The 16073-nt window shown below is 60.4% G+C and carries 14 protein-coding genes; 8 read left to right on the top strand and 6 right to left on the bottom strand.

The window, feature by feature from the left end; all coding sequences use genetic code 11:
* Positions 1 to 36: 36 nt before the first annotated feature.
* The 3 genes from queA to CO583_RS06555 form a co-directional block, all read right to left on the bottom strand.
* Entirely contained in the window at positions 37 to 1101 is a 1065-nt protein-coding gene (gene queA / locus CO583_RS06565) for a tRNA preQ1(34) S-adenosylmethionine ribosyltransferase-isomerase QueA (protein ID WP_086442085.1), read from the bottom strand.
* A gap of 89 nt (positions 1102 to 1190) precedes the next feature.
* The gene (locus CO583_RS06560; RefSeq protein WP_227449678.1) at positions 1191 to 1796 is read right to left on the bottom strand and encodes a phospholipid-binding protein MlaC; all 606 of its coding nucleotides are present in this window, start codon (positions 1794 to 1796) and stop codon (positions 1191 to 1193) included.
* 47 nt (positions 1797 to 1843) lie between these two features.
* Positions 1844 to 2641, bottom strand: a complete 798-nt coding sequence (locus tag CO583_RS06555) for a VacJ family lipoprotein (protein WP_081563399.1) — start codon at positions 2639 to 2641, stop codon at positions 1844 to 1846.
* A gap of 351 nt (positions 2642 to 2992) precedes the next feature.
* Between CO583_RS06555 and CO583_RS06550 the strand changes: the two genes are divergently transcribed.
* The gene (locus CO583_RS06550; RefSeq protein WP_043558260.1) at positions 2993 to 4156 is read left to right on the top strand and encodes an aldose epimerase family protein; all 1164 of its coding nucleotides are present in this window, start codon (positions 2993 to 2995) and stop codon (positions 4154 to 4156) included.
* A gap of 253 nt (positions 4157 to 4409) precedes the next feature.
* Here CO583_RS06550 and cysE read toward each other — a convergent pair whose 3' ends face one another.
* On the bottom strand, positions 4410 to 5144 hold the full coding sequence (gene cysE, locus CO583_RS06545) for a serine O-acetyltransferase (RefSeq protein WP_227449693.1): 735 nt from the start codon (positions 5142 to 5144) through the stop codon (positions 4410 to 4412).
* An 82-nt stretch (positions 5145 to 5226) separates the two neighbouring features.
* A complete protein-coding gene (locus CO583_RS06540; RefSeq protein WP_043558262.1) occupies positions 5227 to 6447 on the bottom strand; it encodes an FAD-dependent monooxygenase in 1221 nt (406 codons plus the stop codon).
* A gap of 188 nt (positions 6448 to 6635) precedes the next feature.
* Here CO583_RS06540 and CO583_RS06535 point away from each other — a divergent pair, with 188 nt between their 5' ends.
* The 3 genes from CO583_RS06535 (at position 6636) to CO583_RS06525 (ending at position 8896) form a co-directional block, all read left to right on the top strand.
* Positions 6636 to 6974, top strand: a complete 339-nt coding sequence (locus tag CO583_RS06535; protein ID WP_043558265.1) for a P-II family nitrogen regulator — start codon at positions 6636 to 6638, stop codon at positions 6972 to 6974.
* On the top strand, positions 6974 to 8245 hold the full coding sequence (locus CO583_RS06530; protein WP_043558267.1) for an ammonium transporter: 1272 nt from the start codon (positions 6974 to 6976) through the stop codon (positions 8243 to 8245). Before CO583_RS06535 ends, CO583_RS06530 begins: the two co-directional genes overlap by 1 nt.
* Positions 8246 to 8398: 153 nt before the next feature.
* A complete protein-coding gene (locus tag CO583_RS06525) occupies positions 8399 to 8896 on the top strand; it encodes a hypothetical protein (protein WP_248630640.1) in 498 nt (165 codons plus the stop codon).
* Between the two features lie 89 nt (positions 8897 to 8985).
* On the opposite strand, the gene CO583_RS06520 is transcribed toward CO583_RS06525, so the two are convergent.
* Positions 8986 to 9882, bottom strand: coding sequence for a 4-(cytidine 5'-diphospho)-2-C-methyl-D-erythritol kinase (locus CO583_RS06520; protein ID WP_249103283.1), 897 nt, complete (start codon positions 9880 to 9882; stop codon positions 8986 to 8988).
* A gap of 122 nt (positions 9883 to 10004) precedes the next feature.
* Between CO583_RS06520 and CO583_RS06515 the strand changes: the two genes are divergently transcribed.
* From CO583_RS06515 to eda, 4 genes are all read left to right on the top strand, one after another.
* Positions 10005 to 10889: a uracil-DNA glycosylase gene (locus CO583_RS06515; protein ID WP_249103280.1), complete on the top strand. Its 885-nt coding sequence runs from the start codon at positions 10005 to 10007 to the stop codon at positions 10887 to 10889.
* Positions 10890 to 11291: 402 nt separating this feature from the next.
* A complete protein-coding gene (locus CO583_RS06510) occupies positions 11292 to 13058 on the top strand; it encodes a transglycosylase SLT domain-containing protein (protein ID WP_249103278.1) in 1767 nt (588 codons plus the stop codon).
* 328 nt (positions 13059 to 13386) lie between these two features.
* The gene (gene edd / locus CO583_RS06505; RefSeq protein ID WP_043558274.1) at positions 13387 to 15255 is read left to right on the top strand and encodes a phosphogluconate dehydratase; all 1869 of its coding nucleotides are present in this window, start codon (positions 13387 to 13389) and stop codon (positions 15253 to 15255) included.
* Entirely contained in the window at positions 15252 to 15872 is a 621-nt protein-coding gene (gene eda, locus CO583_RS06500; RefSeq protein WP_043558277.1) for a bifunctional 4-hydroxy-2-oxoglutarate aldolase/2-dehydro-3-deoxy-phosphogluconate aldolase, read from the top strand. Before edd ends, eda begins: the two co-directional genes overlap by 4 nt.
* Positions 15873 to 16073: the final 201 nt, after the last annotated feature.

Here is a 16073-nt window from a genome sequence, read left to right as displayed (position 1 = left end):
CGGATGGGGTAAGGTTGGGGCGGATGGACTCGGTCGTCATGGGGCACGTTCCAGAAGGCAGGCATCACCGTAGGAATAGAAGCGCAGCCCTTCGGCAATGGCGTGATGATAGGCATGGCGCATGGTCTCCGTACCGGCAAAGGCACAGACCAGCATGAAAAGGGTGGAGCGGGGCAGGTGGAAGTTGGTCAGCAGGGCGTCCACCGCCCGGAAGCGGTAGCCCGGCCGGATGAAGATGGAGGTTTCGCCTGTCCATGGATGAACGATACCCTGTTCATCCGCCGCACTTTCCAGCAGGCGCAGGCTGGTGGTGCCTACGGCAACGACACGGCCGCCATTGGCACGGGTCTCGTTGATGAGACGGGCCGTTTCCTCATCAATATGGCCCCATTCCGCATGCATTTTATGTTCGGCAATGGTGCTGCGGACGGGCAGGAACGTCCCGGCTCCGACATGCAGGGTGAGGGTCTGTTTTTGTATGCCTCTGGCCGCAAGGGCCTCCAGCAGTTCTTCCGTGAAATGCAGTCCTGCCGTCGGTGCCGCCACGGCCCCACGAAAGCGGGAGAAAATGGTGCGGTAGTCGCTGTTGTCGGCTTCAGTCGGACCATTGGGGCGGGCAATGTAAGGCGGCAGGGCCAGGGCGGCCCGGCGTTCCAGAAAGTCATCGAACTCATCGCCTTCGACCGAGAAGCGGAGGGTCACGGCCCCATCGCCCTCATTGGTCAGGACGTCCGCCGTGACGGGATCATCCTCGAAGTGGAGCCGGTCACCGGGGCGGAGCTTGCGGGCATTGCGGGCGAGGGCATGCCACTGCCCTTCCGGCAGGATGCGGTCCAGCGTGATGCCGATTTTTGCGTCACCCCGTCGGGCCTCCATTTTTGCCCGGATGACTTCCGTATCATTGGCGACGAGCAGGTCGCCTTCCTTCAGCAGTTCGGGAAGATTGCGGATGCGATGGAGGGAGAGGGTTGCATCATCAGTTCCTGCAAGGGCCGGTGGGACGACATGCAGGAGCTGTGCCATGTCACGGGGGCGGGCAGGTTCTGTGGCGATATGGTCACGAGGGAGCGTGAAATCGAAGAGGGAGAGGTCGTCAGTCATTCCGGGGACATGGTTGGAGAAACAGGCCAGTCAGCGAAAAGGGGGCTTATGGCCCCCTCCACGTTGCTGATCCGTTGTGAATGGAGAGATCAGTGCCGACCCAGCTGATGCTTGAGGGCGTCGATCAATGTCTGTACCTGCCCGCCATGGCGGGTGAGGTAGGTCGTGTAGTCGCTGCGCTGTGTCAGGCGCATGCTGGCACCCTCACCATACAGGTCCACCACCTTGGGCGGTTCGCCATCAATGACGGCCGTCATCAGGATGGGGGGCTGATGCGGACGGGAAATCTGAAGGGTCACCTTCTGGCCTGCCGGGGAGGGCACACTGTCCACCAGGCGGACGGAAATGTTCTGATATTCCCCCACGCGGGCCGTGACAGCATTCAGCAGTACGTCCTGAAACAGCTCAAGATAAAGCTTCTGTTGTTCCGGCGTGGCGATCCGCCAGTAGCGGCCCAGGCAGTAGCGGCCGATTCCTGGTACGTCCACATTGGCCCGCAGGAGGGGCAGAAGGGCTTCGCGCTTTTTGTCCAGCGAAGTGTCGCTGTTCAGGACGGCCACCAGTTTCCCGCCAAAATCATTGACAAACGCCTTTGCTTCATCACTGGAGGGAGTGGCGAAGGCCAGCGTGGGAATGAGAGCGAACAGGCTGGCAGCTCCCAGAATGGTGCGGCGTGTAAGCTGACGGAGCATCATGTTTAGGGATCCTTCCGATAAAGGCTGTCCTCATGGGGACGGAATGGTCAGTACCAGTCGGGGGTGGTGGCGCGGTGATCAGCCTTGAGGGTATCGATCTGGCTCTGACGCTGCTGCTGCCATGCACTTCGCATGAAAGCATAAGGGTCGAGACTTTGGTGTTCCAGCTGGTCCAGCTGGTCTGTACTGTCTGCAAAGGTATTGAAGGTGCCGAGAATGTTGTAGCCCCAGTTGAAGCTGATGAGGCCATACCCTCTGGGCACGTAGTTGATGGGTGTCAGCCCCTGGCCGATGGCATAGCCTGCGGCATCACGGAAATTGGTAGGACCAAGCCCGGGCAGGAAAATGTAAGGCCCGGATTTGACCCCCCACAGCGCCATGACCATGCCAGGGTCTGTCTCATGCTGCTTGTAGCCAAGATGCTGGGCAACGTCATAGAAGCCAGCCGTCGTCATGTTCAGCAGGAAACGCATGAAGGAATCCCCCGCACGCCGCGGGCGCCCTGCCCCCACATCGGAGAAGAAGACGGCGGGTTGGCGCCATGTCTCGTTCAGCGTGGCGACAGAGGTGCGGATGGGCTGGGGAATGTTGTTTTTCCAGAACCGTCCTACCGGCCGCAGGGCCTTGTGATAGACCCACATGTTGAGGCTGAACATCTTGCGGTTGAAAGGCTCGTAAGGGTCGTTGACCGCCTTGTAATCCGCCAGATCGTCCGGGTCGGTCGGCGGCTTGGCGTGGAGGGAACCACACCCGCCGAGCGACAGCAGGGCCAGGCAGCCGACCAGTGCGGAAAGTGCAGTGAGTCTGCCTCGATGATGCTGTTTTGTGCTGCCTGTGCACGCCATGCTGCTGCCGCTCCTGTTTTTTTCTTTCTTCAAGGCCCGGCTATGCGGCTTGCCACGTCATCCACCAGGAGATGGCAGCGGCATACCTTTAACGGGAACGGGCCGTAACATACGTCTGATTCCACATGCGCAAGTCATGAAGACCAGTGAACTCAAGCATATGGTACTTGCTCCATGCTGCCTACCCCTTTCGAATATCAGGCATGTTAAGAAAAAGAAGTATTGCATTTTTGCATCGTTAGGTTTTCTGATGGACACCAGCCCTGAAGGGGACGCTTCCTGCCCCCTCCCGGGAGGAGCGCAGCCCGTCGTCCTGGCGGGTCCTGTATTTCGTGGAGTGCGAGAGATTTTATGTCTTTTCTGAAGAGTCGCAGCTGGCTTCTGTCTGCCAGCGCTTTGGTTGCCAGTGTGGCCCTGTCTGGCATGGCTGCCGCAGCGCCAACGGTCCAGACAAAGGACTGGGGTCGTCTTTCCACTGGCAAGAAGGTGCAGGCAATCACCCTGACCAATGATCATGGGGTGAAGGTTGTCGTGCTGACCTATGGCGCCATCATCCATGAGATGGACGTGCCGGACCGCAATGGCCGTCTGGGGAACGTTGTTCTGGGCTTTCCGAACATTGCCGGGTACGAAAACCATAACTCCGACCCGCACTTCGGTGCCGTGCTGGGGCGTGTGGCCAACCGTATTTCCGGTGGTGTCTTCACTCTGGAAGGTGAAAAGTATCATACGAGCGTCAATGAGGGGCCGAACACCCTCCATGGCGGTGCTGAGAGCTTTGACCGCAAACTCTGGAAGATCGTTCGCAAGGGCGTGGACTCCCAGGGGGCCTATGTTGTGCTGAAGATGGTCAGCCCCGATGGTGATCAGGGCTTCCCGGGTGAGCTGAAGACGCAGGTTACCTATCGTCTGAGCGGCAACGACACGCTGAGCCTGAAGTTCAATGCGACGACCAAGGCTCCGACGGTCGTGAACCTGTCCACGCACAACTACTGGAACCTCAATGGCGAGGGTTCCGGGAGCATTGCTCCGGAAGTGGTGCAGATCTATGCTGACCGTTTCCTGAGGACAGACGAGCACTCCATTCCGACGGGTGAGCTGGCCTCTGTTGAGGGGACGCCGTTCGATTTCCGTCAGCCCCGCACGGTGGGTGAAGGTCTGGGCAGTGCAGACCCGCAGATGGCTCCGCAGGGTGGCTATGACAAGTGCATGGTCCTCATCGGCCCATCCCAGCCGGGCAATACGGAGCGTGTCGTGGCCCGTGTGACGGATCCCCGTTCCGGCCGTGTGATGGAAGTTGCCACCAACATGCCGGGGATGCAGTTCTATTCCGGCAACCATCTGTATGGCAATTATCAGGGTCCGTCTGGCCGCCCCTATGGCAAATGGGAATCTCTGGCTTTCGAGCCTGAATTCTTCCCGAACAGCCCGAACATGCCGAACTTCCCGAGCATCGAGCTGAAGCCGGGTCAGACCTATGATTACGGGATGAGCTTCCATTTTTCCCGCCAGTAAGGGCTGAGGCTTTCAGGAGCTGAATCCTGGGAAAGGAGCCGGGCCGGTGCAGTCATGCATCGGTCCGGCTTTTTCATTGGTGGGTGTTCCGGCTTTGTGGTGAGCTGAAAAGAGGGCCGGAACAGATCATCAACAGTAGAAGAGGGCGGTTTTCTCAGGAGTCGCCTGATTCCATCCACATTCTTCCCGTCCCGGCACACAGGATGATGCCCCAACCTGTCCCCTGAACTGGGGATAAGTCGGGGCGTGCCGGTCATATCTGATAATTCGTGAAGTCCTGGTCCATGTCGCCAAAACGGACGATACGGGCGGGGTTGCCCACGGCGGTGGAACGGGGCGGGACATTGCCCAGCACGACAGAAGCGGCTCCGACACGGGCATGGGCACCGATTTCCAGATGGCCCAGTATTTTGGCACCAGCGCCAATCATGCAGCCCTGCCGGATGACAGGATGGCGCTGCCCGCTGTTTTTGCCGGTTCCCCCGAGCGTGACCCCCTGAAAGAGGGAGACGTCATCCTCAATGATGGTGGTTTCCCCGATGACGATACCTGTGCCGTGATCGATTGTGATGCGCTGGCCGATGCGGGCGGCAGGGTGGATGTCTATACCGAATTTCTCGTTCACACGGCTCTGGAAGTGATAGGCCAGTGGTCTGCGGCCAGCCAGCCAGAGATGATGGGCAATACGGTAGGATTGCAGGGCATGAAACCCCTTGAAGAACAGGAACGGCGTAGCAAGGTCCGGGCAGGCGGGGTCCCGCTGGAAGGTCGCCACGATATCCGATGCTGCAGCCCGGACGATGTCGGGACTGGCCTCCAGCGTGGAGGCGACAAGGTGCATCAGGGCGGCTTCCGACATGGCCCGGTCTGTCAGCTTGGCGCTGATCAGTGATGTCAGGGCAGAGGCAAAATCCGCATGGTTGCAGATATTCACTGCAAAAAGCCCCTGGATCAGAGCATCGGAACAGCCGCAGGCCTGCGCCCGCATGGTGGTCCAGAATTCTTCCAGAAATCCGGGCTCTGATGAGGAGTGTGGAAACCTGTCGAGAAAAGTGGCCATAGCTGTTTTCTTATAGCCCCATGGCACGTTGGACAAAACCATGACGCAGGGATGGCAGGCGCTTCAGGGCCATGAGTCCCGCATGGCGAGCATGACGGATGAGGGGCATGTCGGTGCTGAAGAGCCGCTCCATCATGTCGCAGCCTGCCAGCATGGCGAGATTGCCCGGACGGCTGAGACGCTGATAGCGTCGCAGCAGTGCAGGGTCTCCTAGATCCTGTCCCTGCGCATGGGCGTCTCCCAGAAGGTCATTCAGGGTGCGGACATCACGGAAGCCGAGATTCATGCCCTGACCCGCCACGGGGTGCAGCCCGTGCGCTGCATCCCCGGCCAGAAGCAGCCGTGTGGCGCAATAGCGATGGGCATATTGCGATGCTAGAGGGTACGTCCAGTGGGTGCCTGCCTGCTCTAGCGCACCAAGGTCTTCCCCACAGAGACGGTCCTGAACCAGCCGGGCAAAGCTGCGGGCATCAAGCCGGGTGAAATGGTCGATGCGCTCGGGCCGGTCTGTCCAGACGATGGCGGAGCGGTGAGGGTGGGCTTCGGTGGCAGGAAGAGGGAGCCGGGCGAAAGGCCCCTGCGGCAGGAAGTTTTCCAGAGCACTGCCGTGATGGGGTTTCTCATGGGCCAGAACGCTGACCAGGGCAACCTTGTGATAGGGAATGCGGGTCAGCCCGATGCCGGCCTGCTCGCGGAGGAGGGAGCGTCGCCCGTCTGCGGCAATGACAAGGGAGGCCGTAACGGTGTCCCCCGTATCCAGGGTGATCCGGGCGCTGTCGGGCGAGAAGGTGAAGCGGCCCGTTGCTGGTGCCCGGACATCCAGCCCCGGCTGGGCCATCAGGGTACGGGCGATGGCTGCCAGAAGGTTGTGGGCTTCCACCATCCAGCCGAAGGGGCGGCCTTCTGGGGCATCATCACCGGTAAGGCTCAGCCCGTCTGCAATGCTGCTGCGGGATGCCGAGGGAATGCGCCCCTGACTATCGGTGACATGGATGGTGGTGATGGGTTGGGGAGACAGGGGCAGGGCCTGCCAGATTCCCGCTTCTTCCAGCAGGGGGCGGACGCCTTCAGCAAGGGCATACGCCCGGCCATCGGGATTCTGCGCCGGGGTGGGAGAGAGGGGAGCCCGCTCCAGAAGGAGGATGCGCAGCCCTTTCTGCGCAAGCAGGCAGGCCAGTGTCGCCCCGATGGGGCCACCACCATTTATGCAGAGGTCGTAATCCGTGCCCATGGCAGATGTTCCTTCCGGCCCGGTGAATGGCAGGATGCTCCCGTCATGGCGGTACTTTCCGTCAAAGGAGCAGGTCTATCGTGTCTAGCCCTATCCTTGCGGAAAAGAAAGTCTTGCAGAAATCGTTATGAAGGTGGCACGATTTTGTCTTCATGCAGCAGAAGAGCCATGGGAGAGGGCCGCAAGGGATGAAACTTGTAACGGCGATCATCAAACCGTTCAAACTGGACGATGTGCGGGAAGCTCTTGCCGAGCTTGGCGTGCATGGCCTGACAGTGACGGAGGTACGGGGCTTTGGGCGCCAGAAAGGCCAGACGGAAATTTACCGTGGGGCGGAATATACGGTCAGCTTCATTGCCAAGATCAGGGTGGAGACAGTCGTGGCGGATGAGCGTGTGCCAGACATCATCCAGGCCATCACGGAGACGGCCCGGACAGGCCGCATCGGTGATGGGAAGATCATGGTTACCAATGTGGAACAGATGGTGCGTATCCGTACTGGGGAAACCGGCGAGGGAGCTCTGTGATGCGTGCGATTGATACGGGTGATACCGCCTGGATGCTGGTCAGCACGGCGCTGGTCCTGTTGATGACCATTCCTGGTCTGGCTCTTTTCTATGCCGGGATGGTGCGGCGCAAAAACGTGTTGTCCACCATGATCCAGTCTTTTGGCATATGCTGTATTGTGAGCATTGTCTGGATGGTGCTGGGCTACAGTCTGGCCTTCACGACGGGCACACCCTGGATTGGTGATCTGTCCCGTTTCTTCCTGGGGGGTGTGGCAGAGCATATCCATCAGGGTGCGGACGGAGCCTTCACGCTGGGCGCCGGGACTTCGGCTGAAACCCCCATGACCATCCCGGAAAGTGTCTATCTGATGTATCAGATGACCTTCGCCATCATCACGCCAGCCCTGCTGACAGGCGCTTTTGCCGGGCGAATCCGCTTTGCGGCACTTTGCGTGTTCACGATCCTCTGGTCCCTGCTGGTCTATTCTCCCATTGCCCATTGGGTCTGGAGTCCGCTGGGCTGGGTGGCTGGTCTTGGTGCCGTGGATTTTGCGGGTGGAACGGTCGTGCATATCAATTCCGGGGTGGCTGGTCTTGTCTGTGCCATCATGATCGGCCGTCGGTATGGGCTGAAGCGGGATGATATGTCCCCGCACAATCTGGCCTATGCCATCATCGGGGCTTCCCTGCTCTGGGTGGGCTGGTTCGGCTTCAATGCCGGGTCGGCACTCGGTGCGAATGGCCGTGCCGGCATGGCCATGCTGACAACGCAGATCGCCGCTGCTGGTGGTGGTGTTGGCTGGATGGTGGTGGAATGGTGGCGGCATGGCAAGCCGACGGCGCTGGGCATCATCTCCGGTGCGGTGGCGGGCCTTGTGGCTGTGACCCCGGCTGCTGGCTATGTGCTGCCCGGTGGGGCTCTGGCCATCGGTCTGATAGCCGGTGGCGTCTGCTTCTACAGCGCTGCCGTGCTGAAGAACAGGCTAGGCTATGATGACAGTCTGGATGCCTTTGGTGTGCATGGTGTTGGTGGCATTGTCGGAGCCCTTCTGACAGGTGTGTTTGCTTATGGGCCGCTTTCAGCGACGGCAGCCAGTCCTGCCGGTGTGAGCGGCGGATGGAGCCAGCTTCTCCGGCAGGCTGAGGCTGTCGGTGTCACGATTGTCTGGTCTGTCGTGCTGACGGCCCTCATTTTCTGGGTTGTGGACAGGCTGATCGGTATGCGTGTCTCTGCCGAGGAAGAGCAGATGGGTCTGGACCTGACCCAGCATGGCGAGCGACTGAACTGAGGCACTGGCAGGGCTGTTTTGTCTCTTGCCGGAGGCAGGGCAGCCCTATAAGGCTGGTAGGCAGTACGGTGAGGCCGGGCTATCCGCCCGGCTGACTGTGGCGTTCTGCCCCTGTGGCTGCGCTATCACGAACGATGAAAAAGGGGTGAGACTATGAAACTGTTGCGTCTGTGCCTGCCCATGGTGGCCTGTTCCGTACTGGGTGTTCAGGGCGCTCTGGCTGCTCCGTCTCCAGCGGGCAAGATGTCTGCGGCGGCCTGTCGTCAGGCTTTCAGCGATGCGAAGAAGGCCGGTACGCTGAATGGTCAGAAGTATGCCGATTTCAAGCTGGACCATTGCACGGGCAGCGTTGCGGCTGCTCAGTCCCAGTCTCCTGCTGCCTCCACGCCGGTCGCTTCTGCCCCGGCTGAGACAGGCAAGCCGGCTGCGCCAGCTGCAGCTGCTCCGGTTGCCAGCGGGAATGTCCTGTTCCCGGCTCGTGTTTCGCCGGAGTTTGCGTCTCTCTCACCGGGCAAGGCGCGTATGAAGACCTGCCTGGCACAGTATAATGCCAATAAAAGCAGCGGGCGTAATGGCAGCCTGAAATGGATCCAGAAGGGTGGCGGTTATTACTCCGAATGCAACACCCGGCTGAAGAGTGCAGCACAGTAAGCTGGTTCTGGTTGTTCCTGATATGGAAAAAGGCCCGCTCTTCCGCAGCGGGCCTTTTCTGTTGCAGGGCATTCTGAATGCCGGTGGGTTCAGGGCAGGACCGGTCCTGCCCAGTGCCACCATGCCTGGGCTATGTCCCTGTCCATCAGATGGTCTGCGGCCCTGATGGCTTGGTCAGCTGTCTCGAACAGGGCGAAACAGGTCGCTCCTGACCCACTCATGCGATGGAACCGCACCTGCGGTAGGGTCGCCAGAGTTTCCAGTACGGTTGCAATGACGGGCGCCTGAGCGATGGCATGGGCTTGGAGGTCGTTTTCCGTCTGCGCCAGAAAGGCGATGAGAGCGTCCAGCGTGGGCCAGCCTGCTTCCGGGAAGGCAAGTGGCGGGCGGGGGGTGATGCCGCCTGTTTCTGCCAGACGTCGGAAAATGCTCGGGGTGGAGACACCGACCCCCGGATTGACCAGAAGCATCCCCATTTCTGGCAGGGGCGGGGCTGCTGTCAGGATGTCACCAATCCCTTCCATGCGTGTGGCTTTTTGTGCCAGACAGACTGGGACATCCGCCCCCAGTGTTGGGGCGACATGGGCGGCCGCTTCCATTGGGAGGCTCCAGTAACGGGTCAGCAGGCGCAGGGCGCAGGCGGCATCGGCAGAGCCCCCGCCAATGCCGGATGCCACCGGTAGCCGTTTTTCCAGCGTGAGGGCAGCGGCGGGCTGTCTGGCTGCTTCCTCCCCCCGGGTCTGGCGCAGGGCCCGGGCGGCTTTCAGGACAAGGTTGTTTTCATCCGCTTCCAGCCCTTTTGCGAAAGGACCCTGTAGCGTGAGGCTGTCTGCCTGACCCTGTGGTCCGGTGGAGAGGTGGAGATGGTCACCCGCTCCAGCAAAGACAGCCAGACTGTCCAGCAGGTGGTATCCGTCTTCACGGCGCCCGGTGACGTGGAGGAACAGATTGATCTTGGCGTGAGCCATATCCTGATGCAGCGCCATGGCAGGGCATCCTTGCAGAAGAGGCCGGGCAAGGCGGGAGACTGATCTGCTCTGGCACCATGTCCGGGGGAGGGGTGTTCATTTCCGATGAGGCTATGTAACAAATTGAAAGCTCAAAGACCATGAGGGGGTGCAGCCGCCCCTTCATCCCGTGGAACTGTAGAGAAGAGATCTCGCTCATCATGGCATCTTTCCCGGCCTGCTCTGCTCAGGATGCTCTTGCTGCCCTCCGTCTGCATCAGGAATGGGGTGTGGACGCTGTCATGGAGGACATGCCGTGGGATGTCTGGGGTGAGAGCTCTGTTCTGCCGGATCGTGTGCGGGCCCGCCAGAAGGCTGCTGCTCCAGTGGAGAAACCTTCCGCGTCCCGTCGTGTTGTCAGGGGGCGGGACGAGGTGTTGGCTGATATCGCTGCGGCCCGGGATGTTGCCGCCCTGCTGAAGGCCAGCCAGCAGCTGCCGGGCGTTGGCCTGATGCGGACGGCCAAGCATCATCTGGCACCTGTCATCGTGGAGGGAGCCCCATTTCTGCTGGTGGGGGATGTGCCAAATGAGGATGAGGACCGGCATGGAACTCTTTTCGCTGGTCCCATGGGGGCCCTGTTGGACAGGATATTGGCCTCCATAGGGTTGAAGCGGTCCCAGCTTTCCATGGCGCCGGCCATCCCCTGGCGCCCGCCGGGAGGGCAGCGTGCCTCACAGCGTGATGTGGAAGCCTGCCTGCCCATTCTGCACAGGGCAGTGGCACTGGCACGACCTCGCCGGATTGTGACGATGGGCAGTACGCCCGCTGCCATGCTCTTACAGAATACCTCCCGGCTGAGTCAGTTGCGGGGGCGCTGGCATGAGGCTCATGTGCCGGGGCTGGAGGGGGGTGTGCCTCTGTTACCTCTCTGGCACCCGGCCCAGCTGGGGGAAACGGCGGGACGACGGAAGGCGCTGTGGGCTGACATGCTCCTGCTGGATGCGACTCTCTCACAGGAAGCAGCGCAGGCTGCCGATTCGTAGTCGGGAACAGGTGTTGATGCAGGAGGCTGAGGGCCGGAATGGGAGTGAATTTCATAATTTCTTAATTCTGTCGCTGACCAGATACAGAAAAAAAGCTAACAGCGTGTAAAATCAGAAGAATATTCTGGATTCCTGGCTAGGGAGCCGTTACTATGAAAGGCACACTGGAATTGTCTGGCTTGACGTCAAGGGTTGCCAGAAAAATAAAAGCGGGTTACGTCCCTCGGCATTATGCGATGGATATTGCCATGTGGGTCTCCCGCAGTGTGGCGTGGTGCCGTTCTCGGTGCTGCCATTCTGGCGGGAAACACTGTTTTTCCGGCGCAGGGGCAGGCTCTTTCTTTTCCGTCCCACGTGCCGGAGTATTCAGACGGTGAGGGCCACGATGCACCACCTTCTTCCATGGCGGGGGTTTCCCTGCCTCATCCTTTGCCGGCCACGGTGGCCGGACACTACAGGGCGCTTTTTGCGGCAGTCCGCTCAGGTGATGCGGCCCGTCTCGGGGAATTGACCCATGGCTCGGGGACGGATGGCACGGCGGGACAGCTCCTGCTGCCGGATTATCTGGCCGAGCGGTACCTGAGTATATATTTCACTCCTTCCGAGTCCGAGCTGGACAGCTGGCTCCGTCGTTATCCGGCTCTTCCTGATGCCCCGCTGCTCAGGCAGAAGCAGGAAGAGCTGCGTCGGGGGGTGTCTGCTGCTGCCCCGTCTGCCGGGTACCGGAATGTTGCGGATATTCAGCAGTCCGACCGGGCGACGCCCTTTTCCCAGACACTGGTCCGCAATGGTTTTCTGGAGCGGGACCTCATGGACAAGGCCTCCTCCGGGGAGGAAGGTGTCCGCAGGGCACTGGCCCAGCTGCGTGTCACACCGGGGATGTCTCCGGCTTATGCTGCCCAGCTGTATGGCGAGATTGCCATGCAGGCTCTGAGCCAGGGTGATACACGGACAGCGCTGCGTGTTGGTTCTGCCGGACTGGAGAAAGGGCAGTACCGGGTTGGGCTTCCTGCTTTTGCAGCTGGTCTGGCTGCCTGGCGGGAGGGCCAGCTTGATGCGGCCTACAGCCTGTTCGAAACGGCGGCCAATGCCGAGCAGACAGATGGTGACGTGCAGGCTGCGGCGTCTTTCTGGGCCGGACGTGTGGCGGAGCGGCACGGCAAGACAGCCCTGTATCGTACATGGCTGCGCCGGACATCCGTGCAGAGTGAGAGTTTCTATGGCCTGCTGGCCGGGCGCCTGCTGCATTCCGAGAAATCACAGGCCGCTGCCGTTTCCGGCGCCCTTTCCACGATCGGGCGGGCTGGTGCGAAGCAGGCATCCCTGAGTGAGGTGGACATTAATGTCGTGGCCTCCATGGGAGAGGGGGAGCATCTTTTCGCCCTGATCCAGCTCGGTGAGCAGGGGCGTGCCGAGATGCTGGCCCGCCAGATGTGGCAGGATGCGCTGGCTGACCCTGTTCGGGCACATTCGCTCCAGCTCGTCGTCAGAAAGGCCGGGATGCGTGCTCTGGCTGACCAGATGGAGCAGGCGCTGGCAAAACTGGATCATAAAGAAGAGTTCAAGGATGCTCTGGGGCCATTGCCCGACCTGCGGCCCCATCATGGTTTCCGTCTGTCGTCGGCGCTCGTTTATGCGGTGGCCCGGATGGAATCCAATTTTGACGCCACGGCATCATCGGCTGCCGGGGCGTACGGGATGATGCAGGTGAGGCCGACGACGGCCAGCTTCGTAAGTGAGCAGTACCACCTGCCTCAGACGGTTGCAGCGGCTTCCAGTGATGATTTCAATCAGGAAATGCAGCGCCGCCTGCGGGAGCCGGGCTATAATCTGGAGGTCGGGCAGCTCTATATGCTTTATCTGGCCCACAGCCTTGCCCAGGGGGAACAGAGTGATGGGGCGTCGCTGCTGAAAGTTCTGGCCTCCTACAATGCGGGACCGCAGGCCATTCTCCGATGGGAAAGCGGCCAGAAGGGTCTTCAGGACCCGCTGATGTTCATAGAGTGCCTGCCCAGCCCGGAAACGCGCCAGTATGTACGCAATGTTCTGACCAATGACTGGGTATATGGCCGCCGTCTCCATGTGGCCACGCCGTCTCTCGTTTCTCTGGCTGATGGCCAGTGGCCGAGCTTCCGTGAGGAGGAGCAGGGGCGTGACTCGCCCAGCTGAGCTCTGATCCGGCATGCCGAGGGGTTCGTTTCACAAAGCCCAGACTGGAGTTTCATGCATGGCAGCATGAGGCTCCAGCTGGGTTTTTCTTTAAAAACCCACCGGAAACTGCCCTTTTTCGTAAAATGGACTTGCCGTAGGCGAGATGATGATGACTGAGATGTGCATGGGTGGCCCGCTTGCCCGGTGAGACGTCTTTCCCTAAAAAAGGCGATGCATGCTTTCCTCGATGAGAGTGGAAAGCGAGCGATGATAATATGATGCCGTGTCTCTCAGGGGGAATTATCCGTCTGTCTGTGGGGTGTCCAGCCGAACAGCGAGTGCTTCAATGTCTCTGAATTCCGTTGTTGAGAGTGTAACGTCCAGAATTATTGAGCGGTCCAAGACGTCCCGCCGTCGTTACCTCACTCTTATGGAGCGTAATCGTGAAAAAGGTGCAGATAGGTCCCGGCTGACCTGTGGCAACCTGGCTCACGCCGTCGCTGCCTCCAGCGCTGCTGACAAGCAGGAGCTGGTGTTTGAGCAGCGTCCCAATCTGGGGATCATTACGACCTATAATGACATGCTCTCCGCACACGAGCCCTATGGCCGTTATCCAGAGCAGATGAAGGTTTTTGCGCGTGAGGTTGGTGCCACGGCTCAGGTTGCTGGTGGGGCTCCGGCCATGTGTGACGGCGTTACGCAGGGGCAGGAGGGGATGGACCTCTCCCTGTTCTCCCGTGATGTGATCGCCCAGTCCACGGCTGTCGGTCTCAGCCATGCCATGTATGATGGTGTTGCTCTGCTTGGCATCTGCGACAAGATCGTGCCGGGCCTGCTGATGGGTGCGCTGCGCTTCGGCCACCTGCCGGGTATGCTGATCCCCTCCGGCCCGATGACCTCCGGCCTGCCGAACAAGGAAAAGGTCCGTGTCCGTCAGCTCTATGTGCAGGGCAAGATCGGCAAGGATGAGCTGATGAAAGCCGAAATGGCTTCCTATCACAGCGAAGGGACCTGTACTTTCTATGGTACGGCCAATACCAACCAGATGATGGCGGAGTTCCTTGGGCTGATGATGCCGGATTCCTCCTTCATTCCGGTTGATACGCCACTGCGTCAGGCCATGACACGTGCCGGTGTGCATCGTCTGGTCGAGATCAGCAACAAGGGCAAGGATCCCCGCCCGATGGCGGAAGTTGTCAATGAGAAGGCCATCGTCAATGCGATTGTCGGCCTGATGGCAACAGGTGGTTCCACGAACCATACCATCCATATCCCGGCCGTGGCCCGTGCTGCTGGCATCATCGTGAACTGGGAAGATTTCTCCGATCTCTCCGCCGTCGTGCCGACACTCTGCAAGGTCTATCCGAGCGGTCCGTCCGATGTGAACAAGTTCAACGAGGTTGGTGGCCTGCCGACGGTCATCGCCGAGCTGTCCGATGCAGGTCTGCTGCACCGTGATGCTCCGACCATCTCCGAAAACGGCCTTGAGGACTACGCCAAGCGTGCCCTGATGGGGAATGACAAGAACGTCGTCTACACGCCGGCCAAGCCTTCCAGCGATCCGGAAATCCTGCGTGGTGCGAAGGAGCCGTTCCACCCGGTGGGGGGTATCCAGCTGCTTCAGGGCAATCTGGGTCGTGGCGTGTACAAGTCCAGCGCCGTGGCAGACAACCTGCTGACCATCGAGGCTCCGGCCCGTGTCTTCCAGTCCCAGACCGCCGTGAAGGAGGCCCAGAAGGCTGGCGAGCTGCATCGTGATGTCGTTGTGGTCGTCATCGGCCAGGGGCCCCGCGGCAACGGGATGCCCGAGCTGCACAATCTGATCCCGTCCCTCGGCGTCGAGCTGGACCAGGGTTTCAAGGTGGCTCTGGTGACGGATGGCCGTCTCTCCGGTGCCAGCGGCAAGGTTCCGGCCGTGGTGCATGTTGGTCCAGAAGCCCAGGTGGGCGGACCGCTCGCCAAGGTGCGTGATGGCGATGTCATCCGTGTCTGTGCCCGCACCGGCAAGTTGGAAGCTCTGGTGGATGAGAAGGAATGGGCCGCCCGCACGCCGACCAAGCCGCACCGTGCGACAGCCGGTACGGGGCGTGAACTGTTCGCCCTCATGCGTGAGGTGGCTCCGTCCGCCGAAGAGGGTGCTTCACCGATGCTGTTCATGATGGATCGTGAACTTGAAGAAATCGGTGACGATGTTGAGAAAGGAACCGAGGTATGAGCTACATCGAGAGACTGGATGCGGTGATGGACCGCAGCCCGATTATGCCTGTTCTGGTGGTTGAGGATGTGGCCAAGGCCCGTCCGATCGCCGAGGCTCTGGTCGCTGGTGGCATCTCCACTCTGGAAGTGACACTGCGTACACCGGCTGCTCTGGATGTCATCTCTGAGATGTCCAAGGTTGAGGGAGCTCTGGTCGGTGCCGGTACGGTGCTGAATACCGAGCAGATGGACAAGGCCATCAAGGCCGGTGCGAAGTTCATCGTCAGCCCGGGCATCACGCCGGCTCTGGCCAAGGGTGCGCTGGAGCGTGACATTCCGTTCCTGCCCGGCACGGCCAATGCCAGCGACATCATGATGGGTCTGGACCTGGGGCTGCGCCGCTTCAAGTTCTTCCCGGCCATGACCAACGGTGGCATCCCGGCCCTCAAGGGTCTGTCCGCCGTGTTTGGCAACCTTGGCGTGCGTTTCTGCCCGACAGGCGGCATCACCGAGGCTACCTACAAGGACTGGCTGGCCCTGCCGACCGTTGGCTGTGTCGGTGGTTCCTGGCTGACAGCTGGCGATGCGTCTCCTGAGGAAGTCGCCAAGCGGACCAAGGCTCTGGGCCTGCGCTAAGACTGGCGCTGCATGAACCGGGGGGAGTTCCCCCGGTCTGAAAGATGGCGGGCTGTACGGCATGGCTGTACCCCGCCATTTTTGTATCTCGCTACAGGAAAGAGTGTGGACGGGGTGCCTGTTGTATTCAGGTAACAGACTGGTCGGATAATCATGAAAAAGTGATCTTTCAGTTAAAATGTATCCCGTTCCCTGATACAA

Origin of the sequence: Parasaccharibacter sp. TMW2.1882, assembly GCF_023337635.1 — a bacterium.
GTDB lineage: Bacteria > Pseudomonadota > Alphaproteobacteria > Acetobacterales > Acetobacteraceae > Bombella > Bombella apis.
This window is presented reverse-complemented; position numbering and strand designations above follow the sequence as displayed.